Consider the following 20,367-nt stretch of genomic DNA (forward strand, 5'->3'; position numbering starts at 1 on the left):
CTTAAGCTCCCATTATTATTTTAACGCCGCTTTCAACCAAGACAAAAAAGCTATCCACATGCCAAACGCCAAAGATGATAATAAGCGCACAAAGTCCGATAAGCGGTAAATTTTCAAACATACTCATCTCTTTATTGTGAACGATCACTCCTTTTGGCTCACCAAAGCTTGCCATATTAAAGTGCGAAAAGTCGGCTATAAAGATGATGGCAAGGGCTATTGCAAATAGCGCAACTGCAAAATACTGACCCGTAACTATCGCGCCTTTAAAAACTAAAAATTCGCTAACAAATATCGCAAAAGCAGGCACTCCGACCAAAGAACAAACCGCTGCGCCAAACATTATCGTAGTAATAGGCGCTATCTTTATCATGCCGCCCATCTTGCTCATGTCTTTGTGGCCGTAAATTCTTGCTATATTTCCGGTAGAACAAAACGCAAGCGCTTTTGTAAAGCTATGTGCCAAGCAGTGAAAGATCGCAGCGAAAATTCCAAGTTCTCCTCCGATACCCAAAGCAAAAGCTATAACGCCCATATGAACTATAGAGTGGTATGCAAACATTCTTTTTACGTCGTGTTGTCTAACTAAGAAAATTCCCGCTATAAATAGTGTCAAAGTGCCCGAAATCAGCATAATATCTTGCACGAATTCAAACCCCGTAGCATTAGCGGTAACGGCGTAGTATCTTAAAAGCGCAAGCATAGCGCATTTTAAAAGAACGCCCGAAAGAAGCGCTGATATAGGTGCAGGACCTTGAGCGTGAACATCAGGTAGCCAAGTATGAGTAGGAGCAAGCCCCGCTTTCGTACCAAAACCGATAAGAGCCAAAACAAATATCAATTTAGCGGCATCTGAATTTAACTCCTTAGCATTACTCATGATAGTAGTCCAAAGCATCGCCTCTTCGCCGTTTCCTACATTTGAGAAAGTAGCAGAGTATAAAACAACCGTAGCATATAGAGCAAATGCTAAGCCGATAGAGCAAAGGACTATGTATTTATAGCCGCTCTCCGTTGATTTTTGATCTTTGTTGATAGCAACCAAAAAAACGGAAGCCAGCGTTGTAGCCTCGATAGCGGCCCACATAAAGGCTATGTTATTGCAAATAACGCTTAAAGTCATGGTAAATACGAAAACATGGCAAAGCGCATAGTATTTTCTAAGATCTTCTAAATTTATATGCCCCTCTTCAAGCTCCCACTTCATATATTGAGTGGAATATAAATTTACTAAAAATCCGGTTACTGCAATAAGTATCAAAAATACGCAACCAAGACCATCAAGAAACAAAAACTCATCATAGCTAAAAAACGTACCGTCGCTAAGCACTTTACAGACGTTATAAAGCAGCGCAAAAGATGTTGCGCCCGATATTGCGGCATGCTCCGTGCTAAGAAGCGTATAGTTTTTAGGAGATAAGAACAAAACCAAAGCTCCTATAAGCGGTAAAATTAATATCAAAATTAAACTATCCATCTTTAACCCCTTAAATTCGTAGCTTTAGACGTATCAAGACTATCGTAAGCCTTGTAAAATCTAATAGCCAGAACGCTCATTATGATTACTGCAAATATCGCGTCGGTTAAGATCCCAAGCTCGACAAGCTCGTGAGAGTTGTAAGCCATAAGAGCCAAGCTTAGATGTATGCCGTTTTCAAAAAGGCAGTAAGCTAAAATTTGTTTTACGAAAGAATTTCTAAGCATAAAACCGAAAATTCCCATCATAAATACGCATACGGCAGCCAGCAGCATAATCTGATCTTTTATAAGCGAAAATTCCAAAAAGATAGGATTTATGCTCATAGAACACGCCAGACTAAAACCCATGGCTATAACGGGGCTTACGAAAAACCCTGCTACAGGCTCGTCTTCAGATACGACTCCAAGTTTTTTAATTAGCCAAAACAAAATAGCAGGCACAAATAAAACCTTGGTAAAAAATGCCACTATAGCCCAAGTTGATAGCTGAGGAGCGTTAAATTTAGAAGATAGCATGAAAAAGATGCTAACTAATATCAAAGTTTGGATTGCATAAACGCCCACCGAGGCTTTTAAATTTCTAAGTCCGAAGACAGCCAAAGATGTTACTATCATACATATTGCTAAAATATCTAGAGTTTGCATCTTACACTCCTACAACATAAAGCGTCAACGCTATAAAGGATATGGCAAGCGCGCCGATAGCGTTTTTGCGAAGGCTTGACGTCATCTTAAAGCGTGGGCCGAAGTTATCTATAAACACCGCAGCGACATAAAACACTCCCGCTTTTAGAACAAATATAACAATGGCTAAAAACGGATTTGAAAAATTCCAAGGCTCAAATATAGTTAAAAAGAGTCCTATCATTGCAAATTGTTTTAGGATAAGAGACGCTTGCACTAAGCCCAAATCACTTCCTGCATATTCTCCGAGCAAACCTTCTTGAAGCTCTTGTTCGGCTTCTGCCAAGTCAAAAGGCTTTCTACCCGTTTCTACATACATACACCATAAAAAGGCGATTGACGCAACCGCAAAGCTTGGAATTTGATATCCTATGGTTCCGTCTTTTACCATTTGTTGAATTTCAACCAAATTTGAAGTCTTTGCACTAAGCATAACGACGATCAAACACATAATCATAACAGGCTCTACATATACGGCAAGCATCTGTTCGCGTCCGCCGCCCGTTGCCGCATAAGGATTTCCGCTATCCATAGATGCCGCGCCAAAGACAAATCTTAAAAGCGCGCCCAGATAAAGAATAACGAATATATCAGAATAAGCGCCAAATATGGTCTCCTTGCTATACGTTATAGGGATAGCCGCCAAAATCGCAGCAGATGTTGCAAACAAGAAAAACGGCGCATATCTAAACACCCAGTGAGAGCATTCAGGCACTGTTCTTCCGCGTCTAAATAGCTTTATAATGTCGCGATACGTTTGAAAAAAATCGCTTCCTTGTTTTGACTGAAGCTTAGCTCTAAGCTTTCTAGCTATACCGTCAAATAAAGGCGCAACCAAGACGATAACGACAACTTGAAATATCATTAAAAGTATAGTTTCCATCTTACGCCCCTTAAATCAAAAAGTAACTAACTGCGAGTATCGCACACAAATAGACAATAATATAAAGAGAGTACACGTTTGTATAACCGCTTTGCATTATGCCTATCTTATCGGCTATACTCTTGCAACGGTTAATGATAGGCTCATATATCATTCCCCACCAGATGTCTTGCGGGTGATTATGATACTCTACAGGATTAAAATAGCCCTTTGTAATTATTTTTTTATGCCCTTTAAACAGCCAATCCATAATCTTTCTAAGATCGCCCGTAAAAGGACCTCCTGTCATTTGCATACGTGAACTGTATTTAAATCCGCAAGCCCAAGGATCAGTCTCTCTTGGCTTGGTTCTATTTGCCTTCATTACTACCAAAATCGCAAAAGGAAGTATCATGGTAGAGCATAAAATAATCGCTATTAAAGGAGTAGATACAAAACTTCCGATAGGAGATGTGATAGATGTGGCACCTAAACTCGCATCATATCCGCTTGGAGATATTGAATTAACAGCTTGCATAATATAATCGACAATGATATTTGCTCCAACACCAAAGCCGACACAACCTATCATCAAAATCACCATTCCTAAAACCATGCCCACAGGGCTTTCTTTTGCATTTTCCCAAATTTTCTTATCTCTTGGAGTTCCTGCAAATATAACCGCATAAAGTTTTAAGTGCATGCCCACCAAAACTCCCGTAAGCGCAAGAGCTACAACAGAAAGGGTAAATGCATATCTGGTAAAAATTCCTTGCTCCATGGCTCCTTGAAGCATACCTTGATAGGTAAACCACTCGGACACAAAGCCGTTTACAGGCGGAAGCGCGGCAATGCCCATGATGCCTATAAACATACCCACGCTTGTCCAAGGCATTTTTTTAGCAAGTCCTCCAAGCACGTCCATATCTCTTGTGTGAGTTGCATGAAGAACCGAACCTGCACAAAGAAAGAGAAGCCCTTTAAATATCGCGTGGTTTACTACGTGATAGCAACCCGCTAAAAAACCTACCGCGGCTAGCGTCATATTGCCTGCTGCAACGCCGTAAATTCCGGTTCCCAAACCAAGTAAAATAATTCCTATATTTTCAACGGAGTGATAAGCAAGCAAGGCTTTATAATCGTGTTGGCAAAGCGCATAAAGAACGCCAAAGAGAGAACTAGCGGCACCTAAAATCAATATAGTAAGCCCAAAATATATACTCATCGGCAAAAACAGAGTAAATTTGACAAGAGTAAATAACGCAACTTTTATCATAACTCCGCTCATAAGCGCTGAAACGTTTGAAGGCGCTGCGGGGTGAGCAAGCGGAAGCCAAACGTGAAACGGCCACATGCCCGCCTTGCTACCAAAGCCGACAAGAAACAGAATAAAAACTATCACAGAAGCGCCCATAGGCATTTTTACGTTCATAAACGCAGAAAATTCCGAGCTTCCCGCATAATAAGCCATAAGAAGCAAGCCGCATGTGATACAAAATGCTCCGACTTGAGCTATGCCAAGATATATCATTACCGCTCTTAAAGTGCCTTTTCCGTCATTTACAAGGATTAAAAACGATGATATAAGGGTCATAAGCTCCCAAAGCACAATAAAGCAAAATACGTTGTTTGCGCTAATAACTAGAAGCATTGATAATATAAACAGATTAAACAAACAGGCAAAAACTCCTACATTGGCTTTTTTGACGTATTCTTCAGCATAGCTCATGCCGTAAACGCTACTTGCAAAGCCGATAAATACAACAACAAAGCTAAAGAAATTTCCAAGTGGATTTAAAGCGAAATTCGGAGAATAAAGGAAATTGCCAAAAAGCGCAAAACTATCGCTTGAGCCCATATTGCTTACAAAGTGAACCATAGCGTAAAAACAGCTTAACGCGCTAAGCCCAAAGCCAACCTTAACGGCAGCCTTTGGAGCGCCGTAAAGTAAAATACTAATAATCGAGCTTACGCAAAAAAGAGTGTAAACACTTATCATAGCTCACCCCCTTGAGGAGAGCAAATTTTAGCTCCTTGTAAAATTTTATTTACAAATTTATCCGCCGCTTCAAAATCTATCTTCCTGCCAAGCTTGTGCTCATTAAGCATAGGATCAACCATTATAAGAGCGCTTGTAGGACAAACATCGACACAAGCGGGACCTCCCTCGCGACCGTAGCACATATCGCATTTTATAGCGATATTTTTTGCACCGGCTTGAGACTCTATCTCAAGATAGTATTTTGGCTCAACCGCATAATTAACAGACGGCATAAGCTCTGCACTTGAGCTAATAGCACCATAAGGGCAAGCGATAGTGCACATCTTACAGCCTATGCAAATTTCCTCATGAAGCTCTATGCAGTTATCATCAAACCTAAGAGCTCCGGTCGGACAAACGTTTGCGCACGGCCCATCATCGCACTGCCTACATTGAGACGGCATAACGCCACCCGCTTGTCTAAGAACCGTTAGACGAGCTTTTGACAGCTTGCCTCGCTCATAAGCGCTCTTAAAACAGGCCGCCATGCAAGTAGCGCAACCTATACAGCGCTTATAATCAGCGATTACAAATTTATGCTTTTTCATAAATTCCTCCTAATATAACCAAGAACTGCCACAAATGAGCTCTTGCTTACTTGATTTGGGTTAAGCAACCCATAGTATTTCCCTGCCGTTATTTCTCTTTCGGTGTTTTGAAATTTAATACACGCATATGATATGCTGTTAGAAATTTTATAAATCAATATATGTTTGAAGGTATTTATTGATTTATGCAAATTCAAAAGCTTTGATACACTCATTTTATAACCACCGCTTTTCTTAAAATAGACAAGACAATTCTATATGATTTGCAAGAAAATTTCCGTCATCTATCTGACAAATTTTTAATTTTTATATTAAGTCTTATAATTTATATTTTTTTAATATTTATTAATGAAAACAGGGCGATTTTTATATAATTAGCGTGTATATAAGGAATATATAAATAAAAATTCTGAGATTTTATATTTTATATTATCAATTTTTATTAATTTTATATAGATGATTATAATTTAATTGATAAAATATTATATTATTTCTTAAATTTAATATATAAAATTAAAAATTAATACATTTTACTCATTTAAATTTCTAAAATTCTCTATACTCATATAAAAAATGTAGTCAAAAAGTGTTTTAGCGATTTTCAAATTTCAATTTTTAAATCAAGTCAGCTAGCCTTTATAACTTTTTGGCTAAAATCCCCCTTATTTTTAAAAGGCAAATTTAGTGGATAATTATGATGTAGTCGTAATCGGCGGCGGTCATGCGGGCATTGAAGCTTGCACGGCGGCTGCAAAAATGGGTAAAAAAACACTTCTTATAACAATTCTAGCAGAGCAAATCGGTGCGGCAAGCTGTAATCCCGCAATCGGAGGACTAGCAAAAGGTCATCTCGTAAAAGAGATAGACGCACTTGGCGGAGCTATGGGGCTTGCAACGGACGCTACGGGAATTCAGTTTCGCGTGTTAAATGAGAGCAAAGGGCCTGCAGTTCGCGGCTCAAGAGCACAAATTGATATGGACAGATATAGAGTCTATATGCGAAATTTGCTTTTAAACACTCCGAATTTGGAAATTTCTCAAGAGATAGCAACTGAAATTTTAACTCAAAACGGCGAGATAACAGGCGTAAAAACACATCTTGAAAATACGTATGGAGCCAAAAAGCTCATCATTACTACGGGAACTTTTTTAAACGGGCTTATTCACGTTGGATTTAACAAGCTTGAAGCAGGACGCGTTGGCGAGCTAAGCTCTACGAATTTAAGCTCAAGCCTTGCAAATTTAGGACTTAAAATGGGCAGGCTAAAAACAGGAACTTGTCCAAGGATAGATGCCAAGACGATTGATTTTAGCGTGCTTGAAAAGCAAGGTGGGGATGAAAATCCAAAGCCGTTTAGCTTTAGAACCGAGAATTTTAACCCTACCCAACTGCCTTGCTACATAGCTTACACAAACGACATCACACACGAGACTATCCGCTCAAATTTCGATAAAGCGCCTCTTTTTACGGGGCAAATCGAGGGTGTCGGACCAAGATACTGCCCAAGCATAGAGGATAAGATAAATCGCTTTGCAGATAAAGAGCGCCACCATCTTTTTATCGAGCCTCAAACTCTTGAAGCGACTGAATACTACATCAACGGATTTTCAACGAGCCTTCCTTACGAAGTGCAAGTTAAGATGCTGCGCTCGGTAAAAGGCTTTGAAAAGGCTCGCATAGTTCGCCACGGATATGCTATCGAGTACGACTACGTCGAACCTACCGAGCTAAAACACAGCCTAGAAACCAAAAAGATAAAGGGGCTTTACTTAGCAGGCCAGATAAACGGCACGACAGGATACGAAGAAGCAGGCGCACAAGGGCTAATGGCAGGCATAAATGCGGTTTTAAGTATCGATGAAAAAGAGCCTTTGGTTTTGCGCCGAGACGAAGCGTATATCGGCGTGATGATAGATGATCTGGTCACAAAAGGCACAAAAGAGCCTTATAGGATGTTTACCAGCAGAGCAGAATACCGCTTGCTTTTGCGCGAAGATAACGCGATTTTAAGACTTGGCTCATACGGACGCGAGCTTGGGCTGATAGATGCAAAAACTTATGAAAAAATAGAAAGCATAAGAGCAAATTTAGCTAAAGGGCTTGAAATTTTAGAAAGTCGCGAGCTAACTCCGTCAAAAGAGAATTTAGCTATGCTTGCAAGCTTAAATGAAGATATCATCAGCGAAAAAATCACACTTCAAAAGATAGTCGCCAGAAAGAGCTTTAACGAAGAAAAACTGCGAAAACTGGATGAATTCTTTGAAAATTTAGACGAAGCTAGCTTGGAGCAAATTTTAATCGAATGCAAATACAAGCACTACATAAGCGAACAAAAAAACCAAATCGATAAAATGAAAGATATGATGAGCGTCAAAATTCCTGAAGGCTTTAGCTTCCGCGGTATCAGCGGACTTAGCAACGAGGTGGTAGAAAAACTTGAAAAATTTGCGCCGCCTACGCTATTTGCAGCAAGTGAAATTTCGGGCATTACACCTGCTGCGATTGATATTTTACACATTTATATTAAGCAATTTTGTCAAAGTCAAAATAAAATGAGAATAGGAAATAAAAATTGATAATATATACAATAAAAAATGAGAATGAAAATGGGGAGAAACAAAACCACTAGGAATATAATCCCGGAATTTATGGCAAAAAATCCTAAAGATATTTTTGAAATTCTACTCCCAATAAGACTAATGCTTAATAGTGATGATTATGCAAATAATAAATTCAAGGTTATAATAAAAAACAAAGATTTAACTTTAATATCAATACTTATATGATAAATAAAGATAACACATTTAAATTAGAAGAACTGATGTAAGGAACAAAATGAAAAAATTTTCTATTATCCTGGTTTTGTTTTTAAATTTTGCCTATGGGCTTGATAAAAATGATCCATATTTTTCCGATACAAACTCAACCTGCCCTATTAAATTTATAGATGTTTTTAAAAGTCCAAATTTTGTAGCCGTTATAGAATATAAAGACAATAAAAAAATCCTTTTTAGCTCATCAAAACAGATGTTTCACTATTTTTACAAGCTAAACCACCACTTTGTGCCTATAAACAGGCTTTTAGTTACCGATTTTAAAACTGGAGAGCCAATTGAAGCCTCCGAAGCGTTTTATGTTTTTGGCTCTAGGATAGTTAGTGCAAGCGGTGATGACTTGATACCATTTGCACTAGAGTCTAATGCAAAAGAATTTGCAAGCAAAAACTCAGGTCATGCCATATTGCCATTTTCAAAGATTACGGCTAAACTAATTGATTATTTAAATTAGCCGACTCTTACCTTTAAAAGCCTTAACGACATTATTTATATACAACATATCAATATGATATTACAATGTAAATTATTTCTAAATTTTAGTATCAATTCAATTGATTTAAATCAATTGAATATTATTATCATTTCTGATAGAATAGCCGTTTTATTACTATTTAAAAAGGATTTCTATGCAAAGAAAAGTTATGCTAAGCTTTGCTCTTGTCGGTGTTTTAATGGCTAATGACAATATTGATCTTAAAGCTTTAGATAGCGTTACTGTAACAGCTCAAAGGTCTTCTCAAAATATGGATCAAATCAGCAAAAGCATATCGGCAATAAACAAAGAAACTATTGCAAGAAAAATCGGCACTAGTGTCCCTTCTTTAATCAGCGAGGCACCGGGAGTATCGATGGTAAATGAAGGAATAGACTCAGGCACTATAAACGTTCGAGGATTTAGCTCGTCTGATTATAGAGTTCCTATGTTTATTGACGGACTTAGATTTAGAGGTAGGCCTGCATTTGAATATTCTATTTTCAGCCCTGATCAAATAGAGAGAATTGAGATCATAAGAGGTCCTGCCAGTACACTTTATGGCACAGACGCTTTTGGCGGTATAGTAAATTTGGTAACAAAAAGAGCAAGCGGAGATGTCTTTGGAGAATTTAAACTCTCTGATACCTACATAAGCTCACAATATCAAAGCGTAAACAAAGGAACACAAAATCGCCTACAGCTCGGGTTTGTCGGAAATGGATTTGACGCTTTACTTGGATTAAATTACAAAAACGGCAAAGAATATAAGACCCCTGCCGGAAAGATAGATAATACAAACTACAGATATAAAAGTTTGGACTTTAAAGGTGGATATAGCTTTGCCGACCATCATAGAATCGAACTTGTAACAAGATACACCGAGTCCAAAAGAGGAGTTGTCGGAACCTCTGTAGGAGCTCCGGGAACAGCAAATAAAACAGGATTTCAAAAATATATAAGAGAAGATCCTCTCAGAGAGAAATATATCGCTATTAATTACGATGCCAATATAAATAATAAAATTATTTTAGACTCTAGCTTATACTATAGAGAGCTTTTTACACATCTTAACATAAGACCTTATATAGGCTCATTCTCGCCAAGACAAGTTGATAACTACGTTAACGGACCCGAAGTGTATGGCGGTAAATTTATAAGTAAATTTATAGGCGATAATTTAACTCAAACTTATGGAATAGATTTTTATTATGAAGATTGGGATAGTGTTTATCAAAGCGTAGACAAAGGACCAAAATTAAGAAATAGGCTCAGAACTAAGCAACTTGATGTAGCAGGATTTGGCTTGCTTGAGTATGGATTTAACAATGGAGCCATTTTGAGCGCCAATCTAAGATATGATCATATCAAAACCTCATTTGATATGGATAGCAGCATGAGTCCGTCCGTCAAAAAACTATATGAAAACGCAAATAATAGAAAAGACTCAAGAGCTAGCTATGGGCTTGGTCTTATCTATCCTTTGGTTGGAGATTTGGAATTTGTAGGAAATTTCTCCACATCATTTAGAGCGCCTATGAGCGGTGAAGTAGCTCCTATATTAACATTTTCCGGAGCCGAAGCTTATCTTCCAAATCCGGAGTTAAAAATAGAAAAAGGTGTAACATACGAAGCCGGACTTAGATATAGCGACCAAATGCTAAGATCAAATTTGATATATTATACGGGAGATTATAAAGATTTGATCGTAGAAAAAAGCTGGACAACAGGAGCAACGACTTATTATCAGGCTCAAAATATAAATAGAGCGAAAATTAGCGGGCTTGAGTTTGATTTGGCCTATAAAGTTTTAAATTCTTTAGAGTTTAAAACCAGCCTTGCATACACGAGAGGCAAAAATAAAAACACCGGCAAGCCTTTGCCTGAGATCGCACCTCTTAGCGGACATGTAGCGCTTTCATACTCCTCTACTTTCCTTAAAAATTCATATATAGAGTATAGCGGTGATTGGGCTGCACGCAAAACGCGCATAGATGAAAGCATGGAAAAAGAAAGAGCCGGATATTTTGTACATAATATATATTTAGGAAAAAGCTTTGGCAAATTTGGAGCGCTTAAAGATCTTAGCCTGAATTTCGGTGTTGAAAATATTTTTAACAAAGAGTATGCTCCGAGTTTAAGCTATGAAGCAATATCGCAGCCAAGAAGTGCGACAAATCCGCTTTTAAATCCGGGGAGGAATTTTAAACTTGGATTTAAAGCAAGCTTTTAAATTTAAGGGTAAGGCTATAAGCCTGCCCTATTTCCAGCTCAAAGGATAAATTTGAAAATTTTAGCGATAGTTATAGCTTTTTGCTTATCTTTAAACGCCGTAGAATTTAGAGATCAAAACGGCAATAAATTCTATTTTAAAGAGTCTATTAAAAACGTTGCCCTATTCCCTATTCCTTTAGCTTCGTTTTCACTTAGTGTTGAAAATAACACATCTCGCCTAGCCTCCATCCATCCTATGGCCAAAAAAAATATAGATAGAGCAATGCTATCAAAAATGATAAAAGGCTCTTCGGAAATTCCAGTTGGAGGTATAGGAGATGACTTTATGCCAAATATGGAAGAGCTTATTAAACTCTCTCCGGATCTTGTAATCCAATGGGGTATGAGAGGAGAAAAGCTTATAGAACCGCTAAAGAAAGTGGGTCTAAACGTAGCGCTTGTAAATCTAAGAGGGACGGAAGAAGATCCGCTTTTCTGGTTTGATATGCTAGGTAAAATTTACGAAAAAGAGAATAGAGTAGCACAAATTTTAAACAATAGGGCTCAAACTAGAGCAAAAATAGAGGAATTTACAAAGAACCTCCAAAATAAGCCAAAAGTATTGTTTATATTTGGAAGAGATAAGAGCTACGAAGCTGCCGGTAAAAAAACATATTTTGATTATGAAATTTCGTTAAGCGGCGGTAAAAATATAGCAAATTTCAATGGCTTTAGGATAATCAATAAAGAAGAGATTATTGCACAAAATCCGGATATTATTCTTCTTAGTAACTTTGATAATTTGACCCCAAATGACTTTTTTAAAGACAAACTTTTAAAAAGCGTAAAAGCGGTAAAAAATAAAGCTATTTACAAAATGCCTATCGGCGGAGATATGTGGGAGCCTCCCACCGGAGAATCACACCTTGCATGGCTATGGTTTAGCATACTTTTTTCAGGGCAAAATCATTTGAGTTTGGTAGAAGAGATGAGAAAAAGCTATAAAATACTTTATGAGTATGACTTAAAGGATGACGATATAGCTCAAATTTTACGCTTTGATATGAACGGCGATAGCAAATTTTACGATTTTTTCAAGACTAAATGAAAAAATATATCTTCTTACTATTTTTACTCGCGCTAGTATCTGTCTTCTCTATAGTTGTGGGACGAATTTCACTTGAAGAGTTTAGAAATTACTACACAAATGATTTTGATACCTTACAAACGATTATTTTTGATTTACGCTTGCCAAGGCTTATAGTCGCCTTTTTAGTCGGTGCAAGCCTAAGTGTAGCAGGAGTCATCTTCCAAGCCATGTTTCAAAATCCGCTCGTTAGCCCAAATATACTTGGTGTAGGAAGCGGAGCTGGATTTGGTGCAGTAGTTTGCATCTTAATCTTTTCAGATCCGTTTATCACACAAATCGGAGCTTTTATATTTGGATTTTTGGCTGTTATGATATCTTATGCCTTAGGCACTTTGGTCAATAAAAACTCAAAACTTATGCTGGTTTTAGCAGGTATTATCACAGGAGCTATTTTTGAAGCCTTGATTTCTATTGTAAAATACGTAGCAGATACCGAAGAAAAGCTTCCAAGCATAGTATATTGGCTAATGGGAAGCTTAAATGCCATATCGTGGGACGATGTGATAATTTTAGCTCCGATTTGCACCATAGGACTTGTTATTTTAAGCCTAATGGGGTGGAAGTTAAACATATTATCTCTTGGCAATGAGCAAGCAAGCATTTTTGGCGAAAATAAATTCTTAGGCTTTATATTTGTTGTTCTTGCCACACTTATCACAAGTACGAGTGTAGCCATAGCAGGGATTATAGGCTGGGTAGGACTGCTCGTCCCGCATATTACAAGATTGATATTTGGCTCCGATAACACCTCTTTAGTACCTATTTCAGCTATTTTTGGGGGTATCTTTTTAATGCTTACGGATAATGTTGCCAGAAGCGTTAGCTCGGCGGAAATTCCGCTTAGTATTTTAACCGCTCTTGTAGGAGCTCCTCTTATAGGCGTGATAATGGTTAAAAAAGGCAAAAAATGGTCTTAAAGGTAGAAAATTTAAGCTTTTCATACGATAAAAAAGAAATTTTAAGAAATTTAAATTTTAGTTTAAATTCCGGAGAGACTCTTGGTATTTTAGGAAAAAACGGTATTGGCAAATCCACTTTTCTCAAGATAATTTTAGGCATCTTAAAAACTAACCGTGGAAAAATTTTAATAGACAACAACGATATATCGTTACTCGATAACAAAAGTCGTGCAAAACTAACAGGATATGTTCCTCAAAGCGAAAAAATAGCCTTTAGCTTCAAAGTAAAAGATATGATACTTATGGGCATAAATGCAAATATAGGTATATTTCAAAGACCTAGCAAAAGCGACAAAAAAAGAGTTGAAGAGGTAGCCGATATAGTAGGTGTTAGCGATTTTTTAAATTTGGATGTTGATGAATTAAGCGGAGGAATGTTGCAGCTTGTTTTAATTGCAAGATCACTTGTATTAAATCCAAAAATACTTATCATGGATGAGCCGACTTCATATCTTGACGTGTTTCATCAAAATGCTATTTTAAACCTTATAAAAAGACTCAATATAGAATATAAAATGTGTATCATCTTTACTTCGCACTATCCCGATCATACTCTTGCCGTGGCAGACAAAACACTACTTTTAAACGGTATTGATGGATATAAATTTGGCAACACTCGTGAAATTTTAACCGACAGAAATTTAAGTGAGCTTTTTAATATAGATTTTATAAATTTGGATATAGAAAACAAATCTAGACTTCTACCGAAATGGAGTGTATAGAATAATTATCTATAAATTTTATAGTGAGCAATAGCCAAAATAATATTTTATTTTTTGTTGTTTCAATATAAAAATATACTTGATATTTATAGCACTATCGTCTTCGTTTGCATTTTCATTTAATGTAAGATCCATAATTTCTTTAAAAAACAACATATAGAATATATCAAAATATCAAGCCGCTTTATCTTGTTGACAAAAGCTTAACTTATCGCAATATCTCATAGATAGACAATTAAGATATATGCTCTAATATTATTCCACTATTTATATTGGTGATTAATAAATAAACAAATCTATACACTACAATAAATATGTAGAAAGCTTCATATTTTTCATTAATCAACAAAACTTACATATTTCCTGTTTTAAAATCAAGCATTATACTTTAAAAAATAGGAATTAAATCTTCTTATTATCAAATTATCTTGTGCTATTATCATTTTTTAATTCATACATTTGGCTATATAAAAATTTAATACTCTATACAATATAATACCAATTTTCAAAGGATAATAGATGAAAAATCTATTATCATTGTTTATTGAATATGACAAATTTAGTAAAAAACAATAAATATCGAAATTTAACTACACCGACCCCTATTTTAGAGGTCGGTTATAATCCTAAGACTTAAGCGCAGGCTTACCGAAGATAAATTTACAAATTTGTATAAAGAAGCAAATTCCGCCCACTATAAATATCATGTCGCCTATCATCCTTATCCATCTTAGCATTTGCAGGTGTTCGCTTTGCAAAAATTCAGCACTTCTTGCATACCAAATACCCACTTCAAGACTTGCTACGGCTTGATAAATTCCTATAGGCAAAAGCGAGGTTAAAATCATGAGCATAAGTCCCCAGTTTAGCGACCAAAATCCAACCTTCATAAGAGTATCGTTAAACTCTTTATCCTTATAAATATAAATAGTAGCTAGCCAAATAAAGCCAAGCGCTAAAAATCCATATACGCCAAATAGCGCCGCATGTGCGTGAACAGGAGTTGTGTTTAGCCCTTGGATATAAAATAAAGCTATCGGAGGATTTATCAAAAATCCAAATACCCCCGCACCTAGCATATTCCAAAACGCAACGGCGATAAAGCAGTAAAGCGGCCATTTAAGCGTCTTTGCCCATGTTTGAGCAAACTGCATCCTATAATGCTGAAACGCTTCATATCCAAGTAGCACTAAAGGCACTACCTCAAGAGCTGAAAAGCTGGCTCCAACAGCCATTATAGGTGTCGTGGTTCCTGAAAAGTATAAGTGGTGAAAGGTGCCTGGAATTCCTCCTATCATAAATATACTCGCACTTGCAAGAGTAGCAAACGTAGCCATTTTCTTTGAAGCAAGCCCAAGGCTAACAAAGACAAAAGCTAGCGAAGCCGTCGCAAATACCTCGAAAAATCCTTCAACCCAAAGATGAACCACCCACCAGCGCCAGTACTCCATAATAGGAATCGGGCTTCTTTGACCGTAAAATAACCCCGCTCCGTAAAATAATCCCACAGCTATGGCAGAAGCTGCAAATATAGCGAGTAAATTTTTATCTCCATTAGCTTTAAATCCGCCCACAAAGCCGCGAAGCAAAAGCACCATCCATATAACAAGCCCTACAAAGAGAATTATCTGCCAAATTCTTCCAAGCTCTATAAATTCATACCCTTGATGCCCAAGCCAGAAGCTTAAATTTATAGGCATTATGTTTGCTATAGCTAGATATTGCCCCGCAAAACTGCCTACAACCAAGAATAAAAGTGCGTAAAATAAAAGATCAACGCCTAGTTTTTGGTATTTAGGATCTTTTCCTCCGTTTATGATAGGAGCTAAGAATAATCCCGCAGCTAAAAATCCCGTAGCTATCCAAAAGATACTAGCTTGTATATGCCAAGTTCTAGCTAGCGAGTAAGGGATGTATTGAGATACGTCAATACCGTAAAATTCCTGCCCTTCGACCGTATAGTGAGCCACAAACCCGCCCATCATAAACTGAAACACAAATAGCGCCACCGCGACAAAAAGATATTTCGGAAGCGCTTTTTGAGAAGGAGTTAGCTCAAGTTTTTTAAGAGGATCTTGCGTGATGACTTCAAGCTTTTCATCCTCTTTAGCTCCGTAAAAAGATGAGAACCACACCAAAAATCCGATACCTGCTAGCAATATAACAAAGCTTGCAACCGACCAGAAGATATTTTCGCTACTTGGAACATTATCTATCAAAGGTTCATGCGGCCAGTTGTTCGTATATGTTACATCGCTATTTGGGCGATTTGTAGCTGTCGCCCAAGCCGTCCAAAAGAAGAAGTCGTTTAACTCTTTACGATTTTGTAAGCCCGGAAGCGTATTTGTCTTCATTGCATAAGCTTCTCTTAGCTTATCAAATTTAGGATCGTCTCCAAAAAGAGATAGATACTCCTGTCTTACTATATCTATGGCTTTTATCCTATCTTTACTTAAAACTATAGTATCGTTTTTAACGGTATTTGTGCGATATTCTTTTTTAAGGATTACTTTAAGCTCGGCCTTTTTTTCATCGCTTAATTCATCATATTTTTTATTATAAAGCTTGTTTGCTTTTATGTCCAAAAATGCCACAAGCTCTTTATGCAACCAATCCGCACTCCAATCAGGCGCCTGATAAGCTCCGTGCCCCCAAACGGAACCAAGTTGCATGCCTCCTATACTCTGCCATGCCTCTTGGCCTTTATAGATACTCTCTTCTTCTATAAATACTTTTCCTTCATCATCCACAAAGCTAACTATGGGTGGCGACTGCCTATAAACCTCCACTCCATAGTAGCCTAAAATGCCAAAGGCAAAGATCAAAACGCCAATCAGCGCCAACCAATACTTTTTGTATTCGCCCATACTTGCTCCTTTATAATAAAATAAGAGTAAGTTTATCTCATTAAAAAATTTGAGACGATGATATACATCAACAAAAAAGATATTTTTTATCCTATTTAATGCAATAAATTAAATTTGCCAAGTAAAAATGCAGTATTAAAAGACATGTTAATATCAATATAAATTTTATAAATTTGGATATAAAAAATAAATCCGGACTGCTACCGAAATGGAGTGTATAGATTACTTAATTGATTAGATTTAGTGCGGTTATATTAATTAATATACTTGTATATATTTTATTTTAAAAATAAAGCTCTGTATTTTGAAAATAGGAGTTAAATCGCCTTATTATCAAATTATATTGAGCTATTATCATTTTTTACTTTGCATATTTAGTTATATAAAATTTTAATATTCTATAGAATATAATACAAATTTTCGATAGGGAACGGATGAAAAATTTATATTGTTTACTAAATATGACAAATTTTGTAAAAAATCATCGCTTTAAGTCATAATTTAATTTATATTTATAATAATTAGAAGAGTTACAAAAAAGGAGTTTTGCAAAAATGAAAAATTTATCTATCAAATGGAAAATTTACGTTCCGCTTTTAGCGTTGTTTGCCCTAGCTATAGGCGTTATGTTTGTATTTTTCTTAAACAACACCAAAAATATACAAAAAAGAGTATTTGAGCAAAAAGAATCCGCATTTGCTCTGTTTATAAAAGAAAAAATCAACACCAAATTTCAAGTAGGCGTTATGAACGCCATAAATTTAGCCCAAAACAAATATGTTATTCAAGCTTTGTCATATCAAGATAAAAAGATCGCCAAGGATAAAATAAACGAACTTGCAAATTCATTAAAAGAGTTTTCCGACTACAAAAACATAAGAATTCACATACACAATGCCGACATAAAAAGCTTTTTAAGGCATTGGAACGATAAATCAGGAGATGATCTAAGTTCGTTTAGAAAGACGATAAAAAAGGTAAAAGAGAGCAAAAAACCGCTTCATGGGATAGAGGTAGGCAAAAGCGGTTTGGTGCTAAGAGGTCTTGCGCCGATATTTGATGAAAATGGCGTTTATATCGGCTCGGTTGAGTTTATACAATCCTTTGAATCAGTCGTTAAAGATCTAAATAAAAATTTAGGAGCAAATTTAATCATCGCGATGAATTCTTCACTGCTTGAAGTAGCCGACGGCTTAAAAGATGCGCCTAAAATAATCTCAAACAGATACGTTGTCGCACAAGATCTTAAGAATTTAGACGAAAATTTATTAAAAGAGCTTGCAAGCTTAAGCGAAAGCGAAGCCACACAAGCATTTACTACTAAAAGCTATTTTGTAACCAAAATTCCTATGTTTGACTTTGAGGGAGCCCAGATAGGATATATATTTGCCGCAGATAGCAACGAACACGTTTATGGCGATATCAAAACAGCCACGCAAGGAATGGTTGATCAGATGATAGTAAGCGGTATCGCTACGATAATTATCACGATCGCGCTTATGATTTTAATGAAACTCTTTATAATCAACCCTATAAACAGGCTAAAAGATCATGCAAACGACCTTGCCGATGGCGAAGGAGATCTAACTCAAAGAATTCCTGTTGAAAGTAGCGATGAACTCGGACAAAGCGCTCAGGAATTTAACAATTTCATAGAAAAAGTTCGCGCAGCTATCGAGGTTGCCAAAGAGAGCAGCAACGAAAATTCATCTGTTTCAAGCGAACTTTCATCCACATCTATAACAGTCGGTAAAAGCGTGGAAAACACTACTAAAAAAGTAGAAGATACGTTTAATATGTCAAGCGAGCTAAAAGATGAGATAAAAAGCTCTATAGAAAGCCTTGTCATCTCCTCTGAAACTCTTAAAAACTCAAATTTAAAGTTGCAAGAAGCCAGAAACAATATCATAGAAATTTCAAATAGCGTCGAGCAGACCTCTCAAAGCGAAATGCAGCTTTCTGCCAATATGAGTGCGCTTAGCTCCCAAGCAACCAAGATAAAAGACGTGCTAAACGTAATTTCAGATATAGCAGATCAGACAAATTTACTTGCTCTAAACGCAGCCATAGAAGCGGCTCGCGCAGGAGAGCACGGAAGAGGCTTTGCCGTAGTTGCCGATGAGGTTAGAAAACTTGCAGAAGGAACTCAAAGCAGCCTAGACGAGATAAGTGCAACGGTAAATACCATAGTAAGATCAATCTCTCAAATTTCAGACAGTATAGAGAAAAATTCAAAAAGCATTAAAGTGCTCATAACAAAAACAGGAGCGACTATAGAAGCGGTTGATTTTGCTACAGAAGCGATGAAACAAAGCGAAGAGCAAGCCGCCAGCAGCATAAATGACTTTAACAAAACAAGCGACGCGATAGCTGAGGTGCTTAAAAATATGAACGAAATAAATCAGATAAGCTCGCTAAATATGCGAAATACCGAAGAGATAGCAACGGCTGCAAATCACCTTTATAATGTAGGCGAGAAGCTAAATCAAATGCTGAGTAAATTTAAAACATGATTTAATATTACTCTTAGCCTTAAATTTATAAGTTAAATTTAAGGCTAAAATATATAAATTTTACGCTCTTTTATAAGTTCGTTGGGCAAGATGCCGAATTTCTCTTTAAAAATTTTACTGAAGTGAGCGAAGTTATTATATCCAACCATCATAGCGGCTTCCTTAACGCTTATGTCATCAGACTTTAATAATTTTTTAGAAATTTCAAGTCTCTCATTTTGCAAAAATTTATGAATACTGACGCCAAAAGAGCGCTTAAACCCGATCTTGAGTTTAAATTCATTCGTAGCACAAAGTCGCGCAAGTTCTTTTATAGTAGGCGGATTTTGTAAATTCTTAAGTAAAATTTCTTTCGCTTTCATTATATTTTTAATATCTATGTCATCAAATTTAAGCCTTTTGCATACAGATAATTTTTCACTTTGCGCATATCCTAAAGTCTTATAAACCATCTCTAAAATTTTAGACTCTATAAAAATTTCTCTCATTTTTCCGCTATAAATTTGAGAATTTAAAAGCTCTTTTAGTATCAAACTTTGAGATGGATTTATCAAATTTGTCTTTGCACTAAATTTCTCATCACTAAAATTTAGCCCAAATTCGCTCATTAACTCGTTGCTTATAATTATCGTCTGAGTTTTACAGCTTTTGACTTTATGCTCTCCGCCAGATAATACCTCATCTTGAACGGTGCCTATGCAAAAATTAGTCGGCTTTAAAACTACACTTTTTAAATCACTGTCTATAAAAGCATGTTCGCTTCCGACATTAAAGCACAAAAAAGACTGAGCGTTTCGCTTAAAAGAATACTTCAAATTTTCGTTATAAATGCCTTCATAAGCGCAATATCCAAGCCCATTACCCACATCAAAATATTCAAGCTTGCAATCTACCGCACTGTTTTTAAACGAAATCTCACCAAATCTCTTGTTGTTTTTTAATCTTATTTCCAAAACCACATCATTAAAAAACTTACAAAGGCTTGTATCAATACCCATATTAATTTTATCCCGTTTGC

14 protein-coding genes are annotated in these 20,367 nt (G+C 36.5%); 7 read left to right on the forward strand and 7 right to left on the reverse strand.

Annotated elements, in window-relative coordinates; all coding sequences use genetic code 11:
• Nucleotide 1 precedes the first annotated feature (1 nt).
• From CDOM16188_RS08890 to CDOM16188_RS08910, 5 genes are read right to left on the reverse strand one after another with little or no spacing between them, the layout of a single operon-like run.
• Nucleotides 2-1,477, reverse strand: coding sequence for a hydrogenase 4 subunit F (locus CDOM16188_RS08890; RefSeq protein WP_172201495.1), 1,476 nt, complete (start codon nucleotides 1,475-1,477; stop codon nucleotides 2-4).
• A 2-nt stretch (nucleotides 1,478-1,479) separates the two neighbouring features.
• On the reverse strand, nucleotides 1,480-2,124 hold the full coding sequence (hyfE, locus tag CDOM16188_RS08895) for a hydrogenase 4 membrane subunit (RefSeq protein WP_172201496.1): 645 nt from the start codon (nucleotides 2,122-2,124) through the stop codon (nucleotides 1,480-1,482).
• Nucleotide 2,125: 1 nt separating this feature from the next.
• Nucleotides 2,126-3,046: a respiratory chain complex I subunit 1 family protein gene (locus tag CDOM16188_RS08900; protein ID WP_172201497.1), complete on the reverse strand. Its 921-nt coding sequence runs from the start codon at nucleotides 3,044-3,046 to the stop codon at nucleotides 2,126-2,128.
• A 10-nt stretch (nucleotides 3,047-3,056) separates the two neighbouring features.
• Nucleotides 3,057-5,024 carry a proton-conducting transporter membrane subunit gene (locus CDOM16188_RS08905; RefSeq protein WP_172201499.1) on the reverse strand — a complete coding sequence of 656 codons (1,968 nt, stop codon included), beginning with the start codon at nucleotides 5,022-5,024 and terminating at the stop codon, nucleotides 3,057-3,059.
• The gene (locus CDOM16188_RS08910) at nucleotides 5,021-5,614 is read right to left on the reverse strand and encodes a 4Fe-4S dicluster domain-containing protein (RefSeq protein ID WP_169939872.1); all 594 of its coding nucleotides are present in this window, start codon (nucleotides 5,612-5,614) and stop codon (nucleotides 5,021-5,023) included. Before CDOM16188_RS08910 ends, CDOM16188_RS08905 begins: the two co-directional genes overlap by 4 nt.
• Nucleotides 5,615-6,298: 684 nt before the next feature.
• Between CDOM16188_RS08910 and mnmG the strand changes: the two genes are divergently transcribed.
• The 6 genes from mnmG (at nucleotide 6,299) to CDOM16188_RS08940 (ending at nucleotide 13,969) form a co-directional block, all read left to right on the forward strand.
• Nucleotides 6,299-8,191, forward strand: coding sequence for a tRNA uridine-5-carboxymethylaminomethyl(34) synthesis enzyme MnmG (gene mnmG / locus CDOM16188_RS08915; RefSeq protein ID WP_172201501.1), 1,893 nt, complete (start codon nucleotides 6,299-6,301; stop codon nucleotides 8,189-8,191).
• Between the two features lie 259 nt (nucleotides 8,192-8,450).
• A complete protein-coding gene (locus CDOM16188_RS08920; RefSeq protein ID WP_172201503.1) occupies nucleotides 8,451-8,903 on the forward strand; it encodes a nitrous oxide reductase accessory protein NosL in 453 nt (150 codons plus the stop codon).
• 175 nt (nucleotides 8,904-9,078) lie between these two features.
• Nucleotides 9,079-11,157 carry a TonB-dependent receptor gene (locus CDOM16188_RS08925; protein WP_172201505.1) on the forward strand — a complete coding sequence of 693 codons (2,079 nt, stop codon included), beginning with the start codon at nucleotides 9,079-9,081 and terminating at the stop codon, nucleotides 11,155-11,157.
• A 51-nt stretch (nucleotides 11,158-11,208) separates the two neighbouring features.
• On the forward strand, nucleotides 11,209-12,246 hold the full coding sequence (locus CDOM16188_RS08930; RefSeq protein WP_172201507.1) for an ABC transporter substrate-binding protein: 1,038 nt from the start codon (nucleotides 11,209-11,211) through the stop codon (nucleotides 12,244-12,246).
• Nucleotides 12,243-13,205: an iron ABC transporter permease gene (locus CDOM16188_RS08935; RefSeq protein WP_172201509.1), complete on the forward strand. Its 963-nt coding sequence runs from the start codon at nucleotides 12,243-12,245 to the stop codon at nucleotides 13,203-13,205. Before CDOM16188_RS08930 ends, CDOM16188_RS08935 begins: the two co-directional genes overlap by 4 nt.
• Nucleotides 13,196-13,969, forward strand: a complete 774-nt coding sequence (locus CDOM16188_RS08940; protein ID WP_172201511.1) for an ABC transporter ATP-binding protein — start codon at nucleotides 13,196-13,198, stop codon at nucleotides 13,967-13,969. Before CDOM16188_RS08935 ends, CDOM16188_RS08940 begins: the two co-directional genes overlap by 10 nt.
• A 626-nt stretch (nucleotides 13,970-14,595) precedes the next feature.
• On the opposite strand, the gene CDOM16188_RS08945 is transcribed toward CDOM16188_RS08940, so the two are convergent.
• On the reverse strand, nucleotides 14,596-16,836 hold the full coding sequence (locus CDOM16188_RS08945; RefSeq protein ID WP_172201513.1) for a nitric-oxide reductase large subunit: 2,241 nt from the start codon (nucleotides 16,834-16,836) through the stop codon (nucleotides 14,596-14,598).
• Between the two features lie 554 nt (nucleotides 16,837-17,390).
• Between CDOM16188_RS08945 and CDOM16188_RS08950 the strand changes: the two genes are divergently transcribed.
• On the forward strand, nucleotides 17,391-19,349 hold the full coding sequence (locus CDOM16188_RS08950) for a methyl-accepting chemotaxis protein (protein WP_172201515.1): 1,959 nt from the start codon (nucleotides 17,391-17,393) through the stop codon (nucleotides 19,347-19,349).
• A 44-nt stretch (nucleotides 19,350-19,393) separates the two neighbouring features.
• Here CDOM16188_RS08950 and CDOM16188_RS08955 read toward each other — a convergent pair whose 3' ends face one another.
• A complete protein-coding gene (locus CDOM16188_RS08955; RefSeq protein ID WP_172201517.1) occupies nucleotides 19,394-20,347 on the reverse strand; it encodes an AraC family transcriptional regulator in 954 nt (317 codons plus the stop codon).
• Nucleotides 20,348-20,367: the final 20 nt, after the last annotated feature.

Source organism: Campylobacter sp. RM16188, assembly GCF_012978795.1.
In the GTDB taxonomy this organism is placed as follows: Bacteria; Campylobacterota; Campylobacteria; order Campylobacterales; family Campylobacteraceae; genus Campylobacter_A; species Campylobacter_A canis.

Excerpts from the sequence above, each read along its gene's own strand:
- hyfE (WP_172201496.1), bottom strand. The coding sequence starts at position 2,124 with ATGCAAACTCTAGATATTTTAGCAATATGTATGATAGTAACATCTTTG.
- CDOM16188_RS08935 (WP_172201509.1), top strand. The coding sequence starts at position 12,243 with ATGAAAAAATATATCTTCTTACTATTTTTACTCGCGCTAGTATCTGTC.
- CDOM16188_RS08920 (WP_172201503.1), top strand. The coding sequence starts at position 8,451 with ATGAAAAAATTTTCTATTATCCTGGTTTTGTTTTTAAATTTTGCCTAT.
- CDOM16188_RS08950 (WP_172201515.1), top strand. The coding sequence starts at position 17,391 with ATGAAAAATTTATCTATCAAATGGAAAATTTACGTTCCGCTTTTAGCG.
- CDOM16188_RS08945 (WP_172201513.1), bottom strand. The coding sequence starts at position 16,836 with ATGGGCGAATACAAAAAGTATTGGTTGGCGCTGATTGGCGTTTTGATC.
- CDOM16188_RS08925 (WP_172201505.1), top strand. The coding sequence starts at position 9,079 with ATGCAAAGAAAAGTTATGCTAAGCTTTGCTCTTGTCGGTGTTTTAATG.
- CDOM16188_RS08905 (WP_172201499.1), bottom strand. The coding sequence starts at position 5,024 with ATGATAAGTGTTTACACTCTTTTTTGCGTAAGCTCGATTATTAGTATT.
- CDOM16188_RS08940 (WP_172201511.1), top strand. The coding sequence starts at position 13,196 with ATGGTCTTAAAGGTAGAAAATTTAAGCTTTTCATACGATAAAAAAGAA.
- CDOM16188_RS08890 (WP_172201495.1), bottom strand. The coding sequence starts at position 1,477 with ATGGATAGTTTAATTTTGATATTAATTTTACCGCTTATAGGAGCTTTG.
- CDOM16188_RS08910 (WP_169939872.1), bottom strand. The coding sequence starts at position 5,614 with ATGAAAAAGCATAAATTTGTAATCGCTGATTATAAGCGCTGTATAGGT.
- CDOM16188_RS08900 (WP_172201497.1), bottom strand. The coding sequence starts at position 3,046 with ATGGAAACTATACTTTTAATGATATTTCAAGTTGTCGTTATCGTCTTG.
- CDOM16188_RS08955 (WP_172201517.1), bottom strand. The coding sequence starts at position 20,347 with ATGGGTATTGATACAAGCCTTTGTAAGTTTTTTAATGATGTGGTTTTG.